At 71.8% G+C, this 18,069-nt stretch carries 13 protein-coding genes; 3 read left to right on the top strand and 10 right to left on the bottom strand.

All coding sequences use genetic code 11. The features are described 5' to 3' along the window. Positions 1-53: 53 nt before the first annotated feature. The 6 genes from OG965_RS15670 to OG965_RS15695 form a co-directional block, all read right to left on the bottom strand. Positions 54-626, bottom strand: a complete 573-nt coding sequence (locus OG965_RS15670; protein WP_371652690.1) for a hypothetical protein — start codon at positions 624-626, stop codon at positions 54-56. Between the two features lie 106 nt (positions 627-732). Next, positions 733-2,016, bottom strand: a complete 1,284-nt coding sequence (locus OG965_RS15675) for a glutamate-5-semialdehyde dehydrogenase (RefSeq protein WP_371652691.1) — start codon at positions 2,014-2,016, stop codon at positions 733-735. 151 nt (positions 2,017-2,167) lie between these two features. Next, positions 2,168-2,653 (bottom strand): hypothetical protein, encoded by a 486-nt coding sequence (locus OG965_RS15680; protein WP_371652692.1) that lies wholly within the window; start codon positions 2,651-2,653, stop codon positions 2,168-2,170. Between the two features lie 148 nt (positions 2,654-2,801). Then, positions 2,802-3,929: a glutamate 5-kinase gene (gene proB, locus OG965_RS15685; RefSeq protein ID WP_371652693.1), complete on the bottom strand. Its 1,128-nt coding sequence runs from the start codon at positions 3,927-3,929 to the stop codon at positions 2,802-2,804. Positions 3,930-4,052: 123 nt separating this feature from the next. Then, positions 4,053-5,027: a UDP-glucose 4-epimerase GalE gene (gene galE, locus OG965_RS15690; protein WP_371652694.1), complete on the bottom strand. Its 975-nt coding sequence runs from the start codon at positions 5,025-5,027 to the stop codon at positions 4,053-4,055. Positions 5,028-5,275: 248 nt separating this feature from the next. Beyond that, on the bottom strand, positions 5,276-7,417 hold the full coding sequence (locus OG965_RS15695; RefSeq protein WP_371652695.1) for a PIG-L family deacetylase: 2,142 nt from the start codon (positions 7,415-7,417) through the stop codon (positions 5,276-5,278). Between the two features lie 218 nt (positions 7,418-7,635). Between OG965_RS15695 and OG965_RS15700 the strand changes: the two genes are divergently transcribed. Both OG965_RS15700 and OG965_RS15705 read left to right on the top strand, forming a co-directional pair. Then, positions 7,636-8,637 carry a hypothetical protein gene (locus OG965_RS15700; RefSeq protein ID WP_371652696.1) on the top strand — a complete coding sequence of 334 codons (1,002 nt, stop codon included), beginning with the start codon at positions 7,636-7,638 and terminating at the stop codon, positions 8,635-8,637. Beyond that, positions 8,634-11,456 (top strand): stealth conserved region 3 domain-containing protein, encoded by a 2,823-nt coding sequence (locus OG965_RS15705; protein ID WP_371652697.1) that lies wholly within the window; start codon positions 8,634-8,636, stop codon positions 11,454-11,456. Before OG965_RS15700 ends, OG965_RS15705 begins: the two co-directional genes overlap by 4 nt. Positions 11,457-11,527: 71 nt before the next feature. Here the strand turns inward: OG965_RS15705 and OG965_RS15710 are convergent, their stop codons facing one another. The 4 genes from OG965_RS15710 to rplU all read right to left on the bottom strand — a co-directional run bounded on the left by OG965_RS15710 (position 11,528) and on the right by rplU (position 15,699). After that, complete coding sequence (locus OG965_RS15710; RefSeq protein WP_371652698.1) at positions 11,528-13,264, bottom strand: stealth family protein; 1,737 nt, start codon at positions 13,262-13,264, stop codon at positions 11,528-11,530. Between the two features lie 278 nt (positions 13,265-13,542). Then, the gene (gene obgE / locus OG965_RS15715; RefSeq protein WP_371652699.1) at positions 13,543-14,982 is read right to left on the bottom strand and encodes a GTPase ObgE; all 1,440 of its coding nucleotides are present in this window, start codon (positions 14,980-14,982) and stop codon (positions 13,543-13,545) included. A gap of 127 nt (positions 14,983-15,109) precedes the next feature. Then, positions 15,110-15,364 (bottom strand): 50S ribosomal protein L27, encoded by a 255-nt coding sequence (rpmA, locus tag OG965_RS15720; protein ID WP_371652700.1) that lies wholly within the window; start codon positions 15,362-15,364, stop codon positions 15,110-15,112. Positions 15,365-15,378: 14 nt separating this feature from the next. Continuing rightward, complete coding sequence (rplU, locus tag OG965_RS15725) at positions 15,379-15,699, bottom strand: 50S ribosomal protein L21 (RefSeq protein WP_015033583.1); 321 nt, start codon at positions 15,697-15,699, stop codon at positions 15,379-15,381. A 301-nt stretch (positions 15,700-16,000) separates the two neighbouring features. Here rplU and OG965_RS15730 point away from each other — a divergent pair, with 301 nt between their 5' ends. Further along, positions 16,001-17,845 (top strand): hypothetical protein, encoded by a 1,845-nt coding sequence (locus OG965_RS15730; protein WP_371652701.1) that lies wholly within the window; start codon positions 16,001-16,003, stop codon positions 17,843-17,845. Positions 17,846-18,069: the final 224 nt, after the last annotated feature.

The raw sequence follows: 18,069 nt of genomic DNA on the forward strand, positions 1-18,069 counted from the left end.
GGGGGGCGTGGGGTGGGTGGGGAGGGGGCGGGGGGGGAGGCCCCCCTCCCCCCTCAAGGCCTTCGAGGCACAGCCGCGACCGCCGGCGCCGAGTAGTCGGCCGAGGCGGTCGGGCCGACGCTGGCCGGAATGGGTAGCCCTGATTTGTCCACGTTGCTGGTGGCCGGGGGCGGGACGGGCTCGTCGCGGCTGCTGGAGGCGCTCCGGTAGACGGCCGCGAAGGCCAGGGCGACCATGCCGATGCCCATGATCAGGGCGAGCAGCCAGGCGACGGGGCGGTGCCAGCGGGCCCGGCCGCGGTAGGGGCGCAGTGCGCCGCCGTGCGGGCCGTAGGGGCCGGCTTCGGCGCCGCCGGGGAAGGCGGAGCCGTAGGCGTCGGGGTCGCGGGGGGTGTAGGGGAAGTCGTCGTCGGTTCCGGCGCCCGCGCGGGCTCTGGCCGCTTCGGCCTCGGCGCGGGCCTGGGCGGCGGCCAACAGCCGTTCCACGGCGCTCGGTTCGTGGATCTCGGCGGCCCGTACGAAGTCCTCGTCGAAGACCACGGAGGCGAATGCGTCGTCCGCGCCCCCGCGGTCGTCGTCGGGCTCCCAGCCGTCCGGGAACGGCCTGCCCCCCACGTCGTCCGGCACGGGTTCAGCGTAGCCCCGGCGCGGTCGTTTTGGGCAGGGAGTGGCCGAACTCTGCCCCTCGGGCGTCCCTCGGGGAGGGTTCAGGGCTGCGTTCCCGCTGTTCCCGCTATCGCACGTGCCCGTCCCCGGTGACGATGTACTTGGTGGAGGTGAGCTCCGGCAGGCCCATGGGGCCTCGGGCGTGGAGCTTCTGGGTGGAGATGCCGATCTCGGCGCCGAAGCCGAACTGGCCGCCGTCGGTGAAGCGGGTGGAGGCGTTCACGGCGACGGTGGTGGAGTCGACCAGTTGGGTGAAGCGGCGGGCCGCGGCCTGGGAGGTGGTGACGATCGCCTCGGTGTGGCCGGAGGTCCACTGCCGGATGTGGGCGACGGCCGCGTCCAGGGAGTCGACGACGGCGGCGGCGATGTCGTACGAGAGGTATTCGGTCTCCCAGTCCTCGGCGGTGGCCGGGACGACGGTCGCCTTGGTGGCGGCGGCGTAGGACTGGACGCGCTCGTCGGCGTGGACGGTGACGCCGGCTTCGGCGAGCGCGTCGAGGGCGCGGGGCAGGAAGGCGTCGGCGATGTCCTGGTGGACGAGGAGCGTCTCGGCGGCGTTGCAGACCGAGGGGCGCGAGGCCTTGGAGTTGATGAGGATGTCGACGGCCATGTCGAGGTCGGTCTGGGCGTCCACGTAGACGTGGCAGTTGCCGGTGCCGGTCTCGATGACGGGGACGGTGGACTCCTCGACGACGGTGCGGATGAGGGAGGCGCCGCCGCGCGGGATGAGGACGTCGACGAGGCCGCGGGCGCGCATCAACTCCCGTACGGAGTCGCGGGATTCGCCGGGGACGAGCTGGACGGCGTCGGCGGGCAGTCCGGCGCCGCCGACGGCGTCGCGCAGCACCTGTACGAGCGCGGTGTTGGACTCGTACGCGGAGGACGAGCCGCGCAGCAGGACGGCGTTGCCGGACTTGAGGCAGAGGGCGGCGGCGTCGACGGTGACGTTCGGCCGGGCTTCGTAGATGATGCCGACGACGCCGAGGGGCACCCTGATCTGGCGCAGGTCGATGCCGTTGGGGAGGGTGGAGCCGCGGACGACTTCGCCGACGGGGTCGGGCAGCGCGGCGACGTGGCGTACGTCGGCGGCGATGGCGCGGACCCGTTCGGGGGTGAGGGTGAGCCGGTCGATGACGGTCTCGCTGGTCCCGGCTTCGCGGGCCTTGGCGATGTCGAGGGCGTTGGCCTCGACGATCTCCTTGGTCCGCACTTCGAGCGCGTCGGCGATCGCCAGGAGCGCGTCGTCCTTGGCCGAGCGCGGCAATGGCGCGATATCGGCGGCGGCCGCGCGGGCCCGGTGGGCGGCCTGGGTGACCGGGGACATGTTCTCGTACGGGGGAAACGCGCTCATGTCCGCAGGGTAGTGCTCCGGGCGGGCGCGTTCCGCACCGATTCCACTCCCCGAGACGGCGCTCTCACGGTCCGGTCGCTGCCGTGTCCGGGTGGCTGGTGCCTCAGAAGCCGGGGCCACAGGAGCCGGGGCGTCAGGACGGGCCGGGGCGTCAAAAGGGGTGGACGCCGACGGGTGCGGCCGGTGGCGGCCCGTAGCCCTCGGCGAGGCGCTGGTGGTAGGTCTCGCGGTCGATGACTTCCAGGCCGACGATCTCCCAGGGCGGGAGTTTGGCGGTGGAGCGGTGCTCGCCCCAGAGCCGGAGGGCGACGGCGGCCGCGTCGTGCAGGTCGCGGGCCTCTTCCCAGTAGCGGATCTCGGCGTGGTCGTTGGCGTATCTGCTGGTCAGTAAGAAGGGGTGGTCGTGGGCGAGCTGTTCGAGGCCGCGCCGGACCTCTTTGAGCGGGGCCTCGGCGCCGGAGACGCTGAGGGTGATGTGCCAGAGCCTGGGGGTGTCCCCGGGCTGCTCCCGCTCCTCGGTCTCCGCTATGTCGGCTCCCGTGCCGACGCTGGTCAGGGTCGGCCCGTCCTCTCCCACGGCCCTGCGGGCGTGGGTTCCCCCGACTCGGGGCGCCGCCCCCGGGCGCGCTCGTCTCACCGGCGGCCTCCTGTGATGCTGTGATGCGATGCAGTACCCCTCGCGGGTCACCCCCGCGAGTACCCCGCAACAAAGTTGACCAGTCCGGGCCGGGTCGCGGGGCGGTTTTCGTGAAGGTGTCCGCCCGAAGGCCGGACTTTCAGCCGTTTCAGGGGTGGAGAACGACCAGATCGTCCCTGTGTACGACTTCGCGCTCGTACTCCGGGCCGAGTTCGCGCGCGAGCTCGCGGGTGGAGCGGCCGAGGAGTTGGGGGATCTCCTTGGCGTCGAAGTTGACGAGTCCGCGGGCGACGGCGCGGCCCGCGGTGTCGCGGAGTTCGACGGGGTCGCCGGCGCTGAACTCGCCCTCGACGGCGGCGATTCCGGCGGGCAGCAGGGAGGAGTGGCGTTCGACGACGGCGCGTACGGCTCCGTCGTCGAGGACGAGGTGGCCCTGCGGGGTGGAGGCGTGGGCGAGCCACAGGAGGCGGTCGGCGGAGCGGCGGCCGGTGCGGTGGAAGTAGGTGCCGGTGTCGCGTCCGGCGAGGGCGTCGGCGGCCTGGCTGGCGGAGGTGAGGACGACGGGGACGCCGGCTGCGGCGGCGATGCGGGCGGCCTCGACCTTGGTGACCATGCCGCCGGTGCCGACGCCTGCTTTGCCGGCGCTGCCGATCTGTACGTGGGCGATGTCGTCGGGGCCGTGGACTTCGCCGATGCGGGTGGTGCCGGGTTTGCTGGGGTCGCCGTCGTAGAGCCCGTCGACGTCGGAGAGCAGGACGAGCAGGTCGGCGCGGACGAGGTGGGCGACGAGGGCGGCGAGCCGGTCGTTGTCGCCGAAGCGGATCTCGTCGGTGGCGACGGTGTCGTTCTCGTTGACGACGGGCAGAGCGCCCATGGCGAGGAGCTGGTCGAGGGTGCGGTAGGCGTTGCGGTAGTGGGCGCGGCGGCTGGTGTCGTCGCTGGTGAGCAGGACCTGTCCGACGCGTACGCCGTAGCGGGCGAAGGAGGCGGTGTAGCGGGCGACGAGGAGGCCCTGGCCGACGCTGGCGGCGGCCTGCTGGCGGGCGAGGTCGGTGGGGCGGCGGCGCAGGCCGAGGGGGGCGAGTCCGGCGGCGATGGCGCCGGAGGAGACCAGCACTATTTCCTTCTCGCCGCCGCTGCGGGCTTTGGCGAGGACGTCGACGAGGGCGTCGACGCGGTCGGCGTCGAGGCCGCCGGATGCGGTGGTGAGGGAGGACGAGCCCACCTTGACGACGATCCTGCGGGCCTGGGTCACGTACTGCCTTGCCACTGTCACACCGGGGAATCTATGCCAGGCGGGGGCCTGGGCGCACGGCCGTTTCGAGCGTTGGACGGGCCCCCGCCGGGCGGGGCGGGGGCCTTGTGGGGTCCGGGAGCCGGGTCTCGGGTCCCGGGTGGCTCAGTCGCGCGGGTGGCGCAGCAGCCAGCCCTCCCAGGCGGAGGTGATCATGGCGCGGATGTCGTGGTGGGCGCTCCAGTCGAGTTCCTTGGTGATGAGCTCGGCGGAGGCGACGACGCGGGCCGGGTCGCCGGGGCGGCGCGGGGCGACTTCGGGGGCGGGCTCGGTGATGCCGCTGACCTCGCGGATGATGTCGACCATCTCGGCGACGGAGGCGCCTTCGCCGCGGCCGATGTTGAGGATGAGGGCGGCGCTGGGGTCGGCGGTGAGCCGGCGGGCGGCGGCGACGTGCGCGGTGGCGATGTCCTCGACGTGGATGTAGTCGCGGACGCAGGTGCCGTCGGGGGTGGCGTAGTCGTCGCCGAAGATTAGGGGTGCCTTGCCCTCGGTGAGGCGCTCGAAGACCATCGGGACGAGGTTGAAGATCCCGGGGTCGCCGAGCTCGGGGGAGGCGGCGCCGGCCACGTTGAAGTAGCGCAGCGAGGCGGTGGCCATGCCGTGGGCCTTGCCGACGGCGCTGACGAGCCATTCGCCCGCGAGCTTGGTCTCGCCGTACGGGCTCATCGGCAGGCACTCGGTCTGCTCGGTGACGAGGTCGACGTCGGGCATGCCGTAGACGGCGGCGGAGGAGGAGAACAGGAAGCGGCGTACGCCGGCTTCGGCGGCGGCCTCCAGGACCGTGCGCAGGCCTTCGACGTTCTCGCGGTAGTAGTGGAGCGGGCGTTCGACGGATTCGCCGACCTGCTTCTTGGCGGCGATGTGGATGACGCCGTCCACGTCGTTCTCGCGCAGTACGCGGTCGAGGACGTCGCGGTCGAGGACGGTGCCGTGCTCCAGGCGGACGCCTTCGGGCAGCCGGGCCGGGTCTCCGGTGCTGAGGTCGTCGAGGACGACGACCTGCTCCCCGCCGTCGACGAGGGCCTTCACCACGTGAGATCCGATGTAGCCGGCACCGCCTGTGATCATCCAAGTCATACGGACAGTCTAGGAGGCCGGACCCGCCGACCCGGCCTGCTGTGACTTTTCGTACGAACGTGAAGGCGGCGTAAGCACGACCGCGTGGAAGCCGCGTGGAGGCCCGCGCGGGGGTCTGCCCGGAAGTCCGCTCGGGCGTGCGGAGGTCGCGTACGGAAGTGGCATGCGGAAGAGGCGTACGGGATGGTCCCGTACGCCCCTGTTCGCTCCCGGTCCGCCCGGCTTCGTCCGCCGGTGCGGTGTGTCGGTCAGACGGTGCCCGCGCGCGGCGGGACCCTGGTGACGGCGGGGGTGGTGTTCAGGCCGAGCGTGACCAGGGCGACGCCCGCGCTGGCTCCCTGGACGACGGCGGGGGCACCGACCATGAAGCCGGAGGACGCGTCGCCGTGGAGGGTGACCTGCTTGCCGCTGTCGACCATCTCGATGGAGCCGGTGCCGCTGCGCGAGCTGAGCATGACGCCGCCGGTGGCGAGGTCCTGGCCGTCGACGAGGGCGACCGGGCCGTAGCCGGTGACCTTCTGGTCGGGCAGTTCGGTCCAGCGGCCGGCCTGGCCGCCGCGCAGCTGGGCGACGTTGATCTGGTCGCTGGAGGGCTTGTGGTAGGCGAGCAGGACGGAGCCGTCGTCGGCGGTGGCCGCGTCGGGTGCGTCGCCGGGCCGGGTCTTGAGGCCGCGGGCGCCGCGCACCATGGCGCCGCCTGCGTCCTTCTGGGTCCAGTGCTCGACCCAGCCGAAGGTGGAGCCGAAGACGTGGACGCGGCCGTCGCCGTCGACCGCGGCGGCCAGGCCCTCCTGGAGCTGTCCGCCGCCGGGCAGCTTCTGCCACGGCGACCAGGTGCCCTGCTTGTCGCGCACCCGGGTGCTGATGCCCTTGGCGGCGTTGCGCACGAAGACGTGGACGGTGCCGTCGGGGGCGGTGACCGCGGTGGGCGGGCCGGTGAGGCGGCTGCGGCGGGGGTCGGTCTCGGGGTTGCCGAGGCTGGTCCACCGCTCTTCGAAGTCGCCGCCGGCGCTTTTCTGCTGCAGGACGACTATCTCGCGGGTGTCGTCCTTGTCGGTGGCACCCAGGTTGGTGAAGCGCAGGCCGAAGACGAGGTGGCGTCCGTCGGGGGCGGCGATGGCGCTGAGGGCGGGGGCGAGCGGGCCGCCGCCGAGGTCCTCGGCCGCGCCCCAGCCGCCGCTGTAGGGGCCGGACTCGCGCCAGCGGGCGGCGCGGGTGCCGAGCACGGCGTACGCGCTCATCCGGCCGTCCTTGTCGACGACGACCTTCGGGCCGGCCGTCGGGTAGCGGCGGTGGGTGGAGCGGACCCAGCCCTTCTTGGACTTGAGGACGCCGTTGACGCCGACCGAGTAGTCGCCGCAGCCGGAGGCGTTGCCGCACTGCCAGCTGGAGGCGCCGCCGTAGGCGTTGAGGTACTCGGTCTTCTGGTGGACGGTGTCGTTGGGCAGGTTGTAGGGCCAGCGCTGGTTGTAGTAGCCGCGGAACGCCTCGGTGAGGAAGCCCGGGGTGCGCGCGCCCTGGGGGGTGCCCTGGCCCCACTGGGCGAGGGCGCGCCAGGTGAAGAGGGCGACCGCCGTGTGGTCGGGGTGGTCGGAGTAGCCGACCTGGTCGCTGCCGCGCGGGTGCAGCTTGTCGTGGACCTGGGCGTCCGGGTCCGGGTCGAGGGTGCGCACCAGCGTGGGCCGGTACTTGCGCATCAGGAACAGCAGCGCGTCGGTGAGCTCGTCGCGGCTGTAGGTGTACTTCTCGCGGACCGGGGACTCCGGGGTGGGCTGGGTGCGCAGGACCACGCCGGGGGTGTTCCACAGCTGGGTCATGCCGACCCAGCCGCGGCCGGTCTTCTCGTGCATCCGCACACCGAGGAAGATCAGCTCGGCGCGGCGGCCGTTGTACTCCAGGACGTTGAGCTCGGCCTCGCGCCCGCCCGGCAGCTTCAGGGCGGTGCGGGTCCACGGCGTGAACAGGGTCGCGCCGAGCATCCGGGCGTACGCCTGGCGAAGGCCCTGCTGGCGCGCGGAGACGTAGGCGGGCACGTCGGGGCGGGCCTTGGGCTCGCCGGGTGCCTGGTTGACGCCGAAGGAGCCGCCGCCGGTGACGTACACGGAGACGACCGGGACGCCTCGCTCGATGGTGTGGAGCGTGTCGGGGTTCATGAAGAACAGGTCGTCGTCCGGGTGCGCGACGATCGCCATGGCGAGCGGCCGGCCCGGGGTGTCGAAGCTGCTGCGGTGGTCGACCGGCAGCAGCGAGACGGGCTTCGGTGGTTCACTTGTGACAGCAGCGCCTCTGGCCGACGGGTGCTTGCTGTCGCACCCGGCGATCGCACCGGCTGCCACTACCCCCGCCATCGAAGCCAGCACGGCACGCCGGGAGGCCACTTGGCGTCCCATCTTCGGCCAGCGTCCCATGTCCTTTTCCCACTCCCCGCTCCACGTTCATCTGCGATCAAGCAGACCGCCACCCGAGGAGAGGGCGGAAACTTCATTTGGGTTCCACTCGATGAAGCAATCGTGATGCATCGATAGAATTACGAAGCAACTTGCCGATCTTACGCATTATTGGCAGCATGCAACGCTGACCATTAGCCCAGACGAGAGCTAGGTTCACCGTGAGTGACTCACTGCTGCCCTATGCGGTGGGCGCCGCCAAGCGGGCGCGCCGCGCGGCAGTACGTATGCGCCGACGTGTCGAGCAGATGCATACCGTACCGGCCATCGACGGAGTCAAGCCGCGGCCGCTGCTCAAGGCCGTGCACTTCTCGGTCTCCGGTGGGCGCACCCTCAACTTCGCGGTGACGTTCCCGCGCCGCCCCGGTGCGGTCGGTGCGGCCCATCTGGAGATGTCGCGCGGGCGCAAGGTCGTCCACGTGGAGCTGGAGCAGGAGCCGCAGAGTGACGGAAGTCTCCTTCTGACGGCCACCGCGCCGCTGCGCCATGACGATCCGTCGGAGACCGGCACCCGCGGTCCGGTGCTCTCGTCCGGTATGTGGCGCATGGAGGTCGTGGTCACCGAAAGTGACGGCCGTGAGCTGCGGGCGAAGATCGCGTCGGCTCCCGTGGAGTCGTCCGACGGTCCCACCCTGTCCACTTCGCCATCACCCACCAGCGGCGCCGTCTTCCGTCCGGTGCGTTCGGTCGACGGCCGCTCGATGCTGAACGTGCGCGGCCCGCGCCACCAGGCCGAGCTCTCCTCGTTCGAGCTGCGCTGGGACCGGATCGTGGTGCACGGCCGGCTCATCGCGCCGAAGGCCCCCGTCGAGGAGTACGTCGCGGAGGCGGTGCTGCGGCGCAGCAGCAAGGCGGCCGCGGCCACCGTGGAGTGGGACGGCGACCGCTTCACCTTCGACGTACCGCTCGCCGAGATGGCGGTCGGCCACACCACCCGCACCTGGGACATGCATCTGAGGGCCGGTGGGAACCGGATCAAGATCGCCCGGCGGCTGACCGATGTGCGTCACCCCAAGCAGGTCTACCGGACACCGTTCCGTATCGTCGCTCTCGACAGCGGCGCGCTCGCGCGGGTGCACGCCTATGTCACCCCGGCCGGCGTGCTCGCCGTGTCCTGTACCGGATTCGGAACCGCCCCCCGTGGCGCAGAGGAAGTTGCATGAAGATCACGTTTCTGCTCACCTGGGGCGACGAGATGGGCGGCACCGAGATGGCCGCCTACACCCAGGCGATCCATCTCGCTCCCCGGCACGACGTCGAGGTGCTGAGCGTCTTCAAGACCCGCCCCGAGCCGTTCTTCTCGGCCGCCCAGCAGGTCGAGCGGCGCTACCTGGTGGACAGGACCGGATCCTACGGACGCCCGGTGCGCACCAGCGCCCTGGACGAGAACGCCTGCCGGACGCTGGAGTCGCTGCCGAGCGAACTCATCAAGCCGTCCTGGGAGTCCACCTTCGACCGGCTCTCCGACATCGAGATGACGGCCGCCCTCGGCTCCCTCGACTCCGACGTGCTGGTCACCACCACCCCGGCGCTGCTCGCGGCGGCCGCCGAGCTCGCCCCGTCCCGGGTCGTCACCGTGCACCAGGAGCACCGCGCCTCCCAGCTGCGCGGCGTCTCTGGTGAGCCGCTCCTCGTCTACGGCCCGCGCGTCGACGCGCTGGTGTCGCTGACCGAGCGCACCAACGACTGGTTCTCCGACTCGCTGCGCGAGGCCGCCCCGGAGCTCGCCGCGATCCCCAACGCGGTGCCCGACGGCTACCGTCCGCGCGCCGACCTGGAGTCCAAGACGATCGTCCTGGCTGCCCGGATGACCCCGGAGAAGCAGCTGGACCACGCCATCCACGCCTTCCAGCGGATCTCCGCGGACTTCCCCGACTGGCAGCTGCGGATCTTCGGCGACGGCCCGCAGGAGGTGCGTCTGCGCCGCCTCGTCGAGGGTCTGGGCATGCACTCGCGCATCGAACTGGTCGGCCGCTCCTCGCAGATGGAGCAGGAGTGGGCCAAGGCCAGCGTCTGTCTGCTGCCCTCGCGCAACGAGGCCTTCCCGCTGGTGCTCCTGGAGATGTTCGCGGCCGGCGTGCCGGTCATCGCGTACGACATCGTCACCGGGCCCGCCGAGATCATCCGCCACGACGTGGACGGTCTCCTCGTGCCGCCCGGCGACATCGACTCGCTGGCCGCCGCGATGTCCCGCCTGATGGGCGAGGACGACACCCGGCACGCGTTCGGCAAGGCCGCTCGCAAGGGCGTGTACGAGCGGTTCGGCGGCGAGGACATCACCGCCCGCTGGGAGCAGCTCTTCACCAAGCTGGTCGCCCGCCGCGACACCCCCGAGCGCCTGGCCCAGCGCGCCGACCGCACCGCGCTGCGCATCGCGGCCGGCGGCACCCGCAGCTTCAGCGTCGCCGCCCCCGTCTCGGCCCTGTCGAACTCGGCGGACGAGCAGAAGGCCCGCGAGGTGATGATCCAGGCGCAGGACCGCACCGGGACGCTGATCCGGTCGGCCGGCCGCCTCGCCGAGCAGCGCGACGACATCAACGGCCCGCGCATGGCGCAGATCAACCTGGAGATCACCGCCAAGGTCCTGGAGGACGCGGGGATCCCGTACATCCTGCTGCGCCACGACGCCGGCGTCGCCCACCGCGTCGCCGTCCCCGTCGAGCACCGCCGCCGGGTGATCGAGGCCATGTCCACCGCCCTGCACGGCAAGCCGGTCTACGCCGAGCTGGTCACCCCGCGCGGCGCCGCGCCCGGCGCGGTCCTCGCCGAGCGGCTCGGCGACGTGGGCGAGGTCGCCGGCCTGCGCGTGTTCAAGCCGATCACCTCCGAGAGCCGCACCCTGCGGTACGGACCGGCCTACGGCTGCAGCCTGGAGTTCTGGGCCGAGTCGGAGGAGGACGGCTGGCGCGAGACGCCCCGGCTGACCACCCTGCTCGGGCGGCGCCTGCCGAACCTGGAGGCCACGGCCAAGCTGCGGGTCGGCGAGCGCGACTACCCGACGCTCGCGCAGTTCACCAAGCAGCTGATGTGGGACGTCGACTACCCGATCGACGTCGTCTACACCTGGGTCGACGACACCGACCCGGCCTGGCAGCAGCGCCGCGACTCGGTGCGCCGCAGCCGGGACATGCCGACCAACGACGCCGACAGCGGCGACGTGCGCTTCCGCAACCGCGACGAGCTGCGCTACTCGCTGCGCTCCCTGGAGATGTTCGCGCCCTGGGTGCGCACCATCTACCTGGTCACCGACGACCAGACGCCGGACTGGCTGGACACCGAGCAGCACGGCATCAAGGTCGTCAGCCACCGCGAGATCTTCAAGGACCAGGCCTGGCTGCCGACGTTCAACTCGCACGCCATCGAGAGCCAGCTGTACCGGATCGAGGGCCTGGCCGAGCACTTCCTCTACCTCAACGACGATGTGTTCATCGGCCGTCCGCTCAACCCGTCGTCGTTCTTCCTGAGCAACGGCGTGGCCAAGTTCTTCCGCTCGCCCACGGCCGTCCCGCCGACCGAGCCGTCCCCGGACGACGAAGGCTACTTCGCGGCCGCGAAGAACAACCGGGCCCTGTTGGAGGAGGCGTTCGGGCGGACCACGACGACCAGCTTCCTGCACGCGCCGCACCCGCTGCGCCGCAGTGTGCTGACCGAGATCGCCGACAAGTTCCCGGCCGAGGTGGGCCGTACCGCGGCCAACCCGTTCCGCGCCAACTCGGACCTGTCGATCACCTCGTCGCTGCACCACCACTACGGCTACCTGATCGGCAGCTCGGTGCCGAGCGCGATCTCTTGCAGCTACATCAACGTGGGCAACTACGACCACCACACGGTGCTGACCCGGCTGCTCGCCGAGCGCGCCCACGACACGTTCTGCATCGGTGAGTCCGCCGACGCGGAGGTGTCGGTGGAGGAGCAGGACCGCGTGCTGCGGGCGTTCCTGAGCGCCTACTTCCCGGTGAAGTCGCGGTTCGAGCGGGACTGAGACAGCTGATACAAGAAGGGCCCGCCCCAGACCGGAAGGTCTGGGGCGGGCCCCTTCTCGTTCTGCGTCCGCTAATCCTTCTCGAACGGGCTCCGCACCGGGAAGTACGCGTCGAGGAACGGTGTGATCAGGTCCTTCTGCTCGTGCACGTCCTGCTCGGTGGAGACCGTGTCGTTGACGCAGAACACCGTCTTGTCCCGGTTGGCGAGCAGCCGGCCGAGCCGGGTCTCCGTCCACGGGTGCGTCAGGTCGAGGTAGGTGTACGGGAGTTCGGAGGGCACCGCGCGCTGGGTGTGGTACGCGTAGTAGTGGTGTAGCGACGACGAGATGGAGATGTCGTCCTCGGAGCGGAACCGGCTCGCCTCCGTGTAGCGGTACTCCGGCTCGAACTCCGTCTCGATCTCGGTGAGCAGGCTGCGGCGCAGCGGGTGCGGCATGTGCTTCATCTTCTGCACGACCACCGCCCCGTACCGCTCCTCGATCAGCCGGCGGTTGTTCTTGCCCGCGGCGGCCACCGGCGGGTCCTCGGGGGTGCGCGAGCCCAGCGGTACGAGGGCGGGCGACGGGAAGAACTTGGTGAGGCCGCTGGAGAGGAAGAAGTCCTGCGGGGTGACCTCGTTGCCGAGCATCACGTCGTCGTTGAAGTACAGGAAGTGCTCGGCCAGGCCGTCGATGTGGTGGAGCTGGCTCTCGATGGCGTGCGAGTTGAAGGTCGGCAGCAGGCCCGGGTCGCGGAAGATCTCCTTGTGGCTGACGACCTTGATGCCGGGCTGGGTGGTGTCCAGCCAGTCGGGGGTCTGGTCGTCGGTCACCAGGTAGACGTTGCGCACCCACGGCGCGTACATGTGCAGCGAGCGCAGCGAGTAGCGCAGCTCGTCGCGGCTCAGATAGCGCGCGGCGTTGGCTGACTCGGCGTGGTAGGTCTCGCCCGCGAACTGGGCGCGGCGGCGCAGCCAGGCCGGGTCGGCGCCGTTCACCCACGTGTAGACGACGTCGATCGGGAAGGTGATCTCGTCGGTGGGGTGGATGGCGAACTCGGCGCGGGTGCGCACCTGGGCGGCGTCGGGGGCCTCGCGGGGGGCGAGGTGGGTGAAGTACGCCTCGGAGACCTGCGCCGTGGGGCCCTCGGCGGGGAGCGTCTCGGCGAGCTTGCCGACGCGCGGCGGCACCAGCTGGCCGTCCTCCTCGTGCCAGAACTCGACGTCGCAGCCGTAGCGGTTGCCGAGGGTGAGGCGGTGCGTGGCGTCCGTGCGGTACCAGGTGACCCTGACGGTCCCGGCGGTCTTGAACCGGCGCCAGGTGGAGTCCTCGTACCCCGGCAGGGAGGTCTCGGGGACCGGGTTGTTGCCCTTGACGTGGGTGACGTAGCCGGGCTGGTCGCCGCAGAGCGACTCCAGCACCTTCAGCACGGCCGTACGGTCGTCCTCGCGGACGGCGACGGCTGCGGCGGTCTCCGAGCGGCCGCGCACGCAGAAGTGGTCGAGGCCGGCCGCGTGCAGGGCGCGCAGCACGGTGTCGAGGTTGGCGCGGCGGGCCTGGAGCGGGGTCACGCCGGGGGTGACGAGGGCGACCTTGGGGTCCTTGCCGACGTGCACGACCGTGCGGTCGGCGCCGGAGGCGAGGGTCTGGTAGCGCTTGGTGACGCGGGCGGCGCGCATCTTCTCGGCGACGGCCGCGCCGCCGGCGATACGCATCTTGACGCGGCGCCGCATGTCGGCGTCGACCTGCGAGACGATCGCGCGCCGCACACTCTCGGGCACGGCCCGCCGGTAGACCCCCAGCAGTCGCGGTGCCTCGGGATTACGCACGGGGGGCTACTCCTTGACGTTCGTCGGACATCGTACGTTTGCTGAACGTGTCCAGTATGCCGCTGCGGCCTGCGGCCTCCGACGCGGGGTTTTCCCCACCCCGCCCCTTCCCGAAAGCCCTCTGGCGGGCGGCCTGCTCTGCACTGCGGACCGTGCTGGGTTGCTCGCGCAGTTCCCCGCGCCCCTAGGCAGTTAAGGGGCGCGGGGCTGTGACATTTGCGGCTCCGCCGCGTGGGCGCGACCAGCCCCCACCGGCCCGCAGTCAAAGACACAAACCCCTAGAACGGGTTGAAGTCGTCGAACTCCTGCTGAGCGTCGTCCTTCTCGGCGTCCCGGTCCCGGCGGCGCTGAGCGGCAGGGCGGGGCGCCTCAAGGCGGTGGTCCTCGCCACGGCGGCCCAGCATCTCCGCACCCGCCATCATCGTCGGCTCCCAGTCGAAGACGACCGCGTTCTCCTCGGGGCCGATGGCCACGGCGTCGCCCGCGCGGGCGCCCGCCTTCATCAGCTTGTCCTCGACGCCGAGGCGGCTGAGGCGGTCCGCGAGGTAGCCGACGGCCTCGTCGTTGTTGAAGTCGGTCTGGCGGATCCAGCGCTCCGGCTTCTCGCCGCGCACCCGGTAGACCTCGGCCGCCTCGTCGTAGGTGACCGTGAAGCCCGCGTCGTCGACCGCCTTGGGGCGGATCACGATCCGGGTGGCCTCCTCGACGGGCTTGGCGGCACGCGCCTCGGACACGATCTTGGCGAGGGCGAAGGAGAGCTCCTTGAGGCCGGTGCGGGCGACCGCGGAGACCTCGAAGACCTGGTAGCCACGCTCTTCCAGGTCGCCGCGGATCATGTCCGCGAGGTCCTGGCCGTCCGGGATGTCGATCTTGTTGAGGACGACGATGCGGGGCCGGTCGTCGAGGCCGCCGTACTGCTTCAGCTCGTCCTCGATGACGTCGAGGTCGGAGACCGGGTCACGCTCGGACTCAAGGGTGGCGGTGTCCAGGACGTGGACGAGCACCGAGCAGCGCTCGACGTGCCGCAGGAACTCAAGGCCCAGGCCTTTGCCCTGGCTGGCGCCGGGGATGAGGCCGGGGACGTCGGCGATGGTGTAGACGGTCGAGCCCGCGGTGACCACGCCCAGGTTCGGGACGAGCGTGGTGAACGGGTAGTCCGCGATCTTCGGCTTGGCGGCGGACAGGACGGAGATCAGCGAGGACTTGCCCGCGCTCGGGTAGCCCACCAGGGCCACGTCGGCGACGGTCTTGAGCTCCATGACCACGTCACGGGCCTCGCCGGGCTCGCCGAGCAGCGCGAAGCCGGGGGCCTTGCGCCGGGCGGAGGCGAGCGCCGCGTTGCCGAGGCCGCCGCGGCCGCCCTGGCCGGCGACGAAGGTGGTGCCCTGGCCGACGAGGTCGGCGAGGACGTTGCCGTCCTTGTCGAGGACGACCGTGCCGTCCGGGACGGGCAGGATCAGGTCCTGGCCTTCCTTGCCGGTGCGGTTGTCGCCGGCGCCGGGCTGGCCGTTGGTGGCCTTGCGGTGCGGGCTGTGGTGGTAGTCGAGGAGCGTGGTCACCGACTGGTCGACGACCAGGATGACGTCGCCGCCACGGCCGCCGTTGCCGCCGTCGGGGCCGCCGAGCGGCTTGAACTTCTCCCGGTGTACGGAGGCGCAGCCGTGGCCTCCGTTACCCGCGGCGACGTGCAGCTCGACGCGGTCCACGAAGGTGGTCATGGGCTTGCCTCCAGTACGTACGGAATATCTGTGTAATGCCGTGTTTCATTAGAAACACGCGAAAGGCGGACCTGCTTCCCGTACGGGCTCCGTACGGGAAGTGAGGTCCGCCTCACGAGAGAACCGGTCAGACGACCGGAACGATGTTCACGACCTTGCGGCCACGGTGGGTGCCGAACTGCACCGCGCCGGCCTGCAGGGCGAACAGCGTGTCGTCGCCACCGCGGCCGACACCGGCGCCCGGGTGGAAGTGGGTGCCACGCTGGCGGACCAGGATCTCACCGGCGTTGACGGTCTGACCGCCGAAGCGCTTCACACCGAGCCGCTGAGCGTTGGAGTCGCGACCGTTCCGGGTGGACGATGCGCCCTTCTTGTGTGCCATGTCTCCTCAGTCCCTTACTTCGCAGCCGCGGGGATGCCGGTGACCTTGATCGCCGTGTACTGCTGGCGGTGGCCCTGGCGACGGCGGTAACCGGTCTTGTTCTTGTACCGAAGGATGTCGATCTTGGCACCCTTGTGGTGGTCCACGACCTCGGCCGTGACCTTGATGCCGGCCAGCACCCACGGGTCGCTGGTAACAGCGTCGCCGTCGACAACGAGCAGGGTCGAGAGCTCGACCGTGTCGCCAACCTTGGCAGTGGAAATCTTGTCAACCTCAACGATGTCGCCGACAGCAACCTTGTGCTGGCGACCACCGCTGCGCACGATGGCGTACACGCGGATCTCTCTCTCGCTCGGAACGGAAACCCCTGAAGCCAGCCGCGTCACACGGGCGAACCCGTGATGATCCGGAATGGACGAGCGGCCTCTCCCCGCTACCGCGAACGGTCGCCGGGAGGGAGGTGCTCAGGGGCGGACGCATGGAAACACGCCGAGGGTCAAGGTTACGGGCCGCTTTCCCACGGGTCAAACCAGCCGATCGGCCCCCGGCCGCGCACCCCGCACAGCCGCCCCGGGGCCCGCGTGTCGGAGGTCACTGATTCAATAATCACTCGTGCACCTGCGTTCGCTCCTCTCCATGCCCCGCATGCTCCGCCACGGCTCGTCCGTGGGCGCGGACCTGCCGCCCGACGAGGCCGTCACCCTCGACGCCCCGGACGGCCCGATGAGCGACGCGCTGGCCGCCGTGCACGCGGGCGACCGCGGCCCGGCCGCCGCCCTGCTCGCCGGGACCCGCGAGCGGGCCGAGTGGGAGCGCCGCAGCACCTACGTCACCCAGCTCGCCGCGGCCGCCCTGCACAGCCCCGGCTGGCTGGACGACTGGCTCGCCGAGTCGCCCGAGGACCCCGACGCCGTCCTGGTCAAGGCCGAGCTCTGCGTCCACCAGGCGTGGGAGATACGCAGCGCGGCGCGCGCCAGGGACGTGGCGCCCGAGCAGTTCCAGGCGTTCTTCGCGCTGCTCGGGGACGCCGTCCCGGTGGCGTCCGCGGCCGCCCGGCTCAACCCCACCGACCCGGTGCCCTGGCAGATCGCGCTCACCCACGCCCGCGGCAGCCAGGCATCGCGCGAGGTGTTCGACGCGTACTGGGCGGAGGCCGTCGCCCGCTCCCCGCACCACTACGGCTGCCACGCGGCGGCCCTGCAGTACCTCTCCGAGAAGTGGTACGGCTCGCACGGCGAGATGTTCGCCTTCGCCGAGCGGGCCGCCGAGAGCGCGCTGCCCGGCTCCAAGCTGCACGCGCTGCCGCTGCTCGCTGCCGTCGAGTACGTGGTGGTCTCCGACGACCCGCGCCAGAGCCCCGTCGAGCGGGCCAGGATCGACGCCGCCGTCGAGCGCGGCCTGGAGCTCTCCACCTGGTACGAGCCGGGCGACCCGGACGCGGCGGACTTCCGCAACCACCTCGTCCTGATGCTGATCCTGCACGAGCGGTGGGCCGAGGCGCTGGACGTGTTCCGGGCGATCGGGGTGCGGGCGCGCACATATCCGTGGGCGCATCTGGGCGAGCCGCGCACCGAGTTCGTGGAGCTGCGCTCGGGGGTGCGGATGCAACTGGCGTCGCGGACGCCGCTGTTCTCCCGGCCCGGGCGGCCGGGCGGCCCGGACGCGGGCGTCCCCGCCGGATCCGCCGCCGCGTCCGGGGACGCGCGCACCCTCGGACCCCGCTCGCTCGCGATAGCCGCCGCGCCGCCGCACGAGGTCGCCGAGGCCGCGCTGATGTGCGGCGTCTCCCTGCGGATCGCGCCCGCGCGGACCGGCATGAGTTACGTGGAGCTCGTCCCGGACCCCTCGCCCGGGCGGCGCGCGGCGCTGGCCCGCGACGACCGGCTGACGGCCGCGGCCGACAGCTTCACCACCGGCGAGAAGTGGGCCGCGCTCGTCCTGCGCCGTACCGGGCCCCGGTACGGGCTCACGCTCCTCCAGAAGGGCAAGGAGACCGCGGCCCACCAGTGGGACCCTGCGGCCCCGGTCACCGACCACGCGGTGGCGTCCGCGACCGCGCAGGCCCTGGCGGCGGCGTTCTCGGTCCGCGACGCCCGGCCGCTGGTGACGCTGCTGCGGGGCGCGGACTCCCCCGCCCGCCGCCAGGCCGACCTGGTGGCGGCGCTCGGCCTGCCGCCGCTGCCGCCGGGCTTCGGCGAGCACGACGAGGTCCTGCTCACCGCCCCGGACGCCCAACTCCTGGCCCGCCGGGGCGTGTTGCGCGGCATCCGCGACTCCCTGTCCACGGACCTGGGCACCCCGGCGATCCCGGTGCCGCGCAGCCGCCGCTGGTGGCGCCTGCGGGCCGCGGGGCTCGCGGTCCTGATCCCGGCGGCCGCGTACGCATGGACGACCCCGGACTGCTACCGCGCGACCATCCCGACCCTGGCGTCCTTGTTCCTGGCGAGCCAGTTGCGCACGGCGTGGAGGGGCAGGGGCTGAGGCCGGGCCCGGGGTTCGTGTGCGGACCGCATGTGGCTGGTCGCGCAGTTCCCCGCGCCCCTAGATGCGCCCCTCCGGGCCGCCCAGGGGATTGCCGCGCAGCGGCATCTTCAGGGGCGCGGGGAACTGCGCGACCAGCCCCCACCGGCCCGCACACGGACACGAGAAGGCCCGGCCCCGAAATCCCGGGGCCGGGCCTTCAGTGGCGCGTCAGACCGGCGACG

This window comes from Streptomyces sp. NBC_00224 (assembly GCF_041435195.1).
In the GTDB taxonomy this organism is placed as follows: Bacteria; Actinomycetota; Actinomycetes; order Streptomycetales; family Streptomycetaceae; genus Streptomyces.

Excerpts from the sequence above, each read along its gene's own strand:
- OG965_RS15675 (WP_371652691.1), bottom strand. The coding sequence starts at position 2,016 with ATGAGCGCGTTTCCCCCGTACGAGAACATGTCCCCGGTCACCCAGGCC.
- galE (WP_371652694.1), bottom strand. The coding sequence starts at position 5,027 with ATGACTTGGATGATCACAGGCGGTGCCGGCTACATCGGATCTCACGTG.
- OG965_RS15695 (WP_371652695.1), bottom strand. The coding sequence starts at position 7,417 with ATGGGACGCCAAGTGGCCTCCCGGCGTGCCGTGCTGGCTTCGATGGCG.
- OG965_RS15705 (WP_371652697.1), top strand. The coding sequence starts at position 8,634 with ATGAAGATCACGTTTCTGCTCACCTGGGGCGACGAGATGGGCGGCACC.
- obgE (WP_371652699.1), bottom strand. The coding sequence starts at position 14,982 with ATGACCACCTTCGTGGACCGCGTCGAGCTGCACGTCGCCGCGGGTAAC.
- rpmA (WP_371652700.1), bottom strand. The coding sequence starts at position 15,364 with ATGGCACACAAGAAGGGCGCATCGTCCACCCGGAACGGTCGCGACTCC.
- OG965_RS15730 (WP_371652701.1), top strand. The coding sequence starts at position 16,001 with ATGCCCCGCATGCTCCGCCACGGCTCGTCCGTGGGCGCGGACCTGCCG.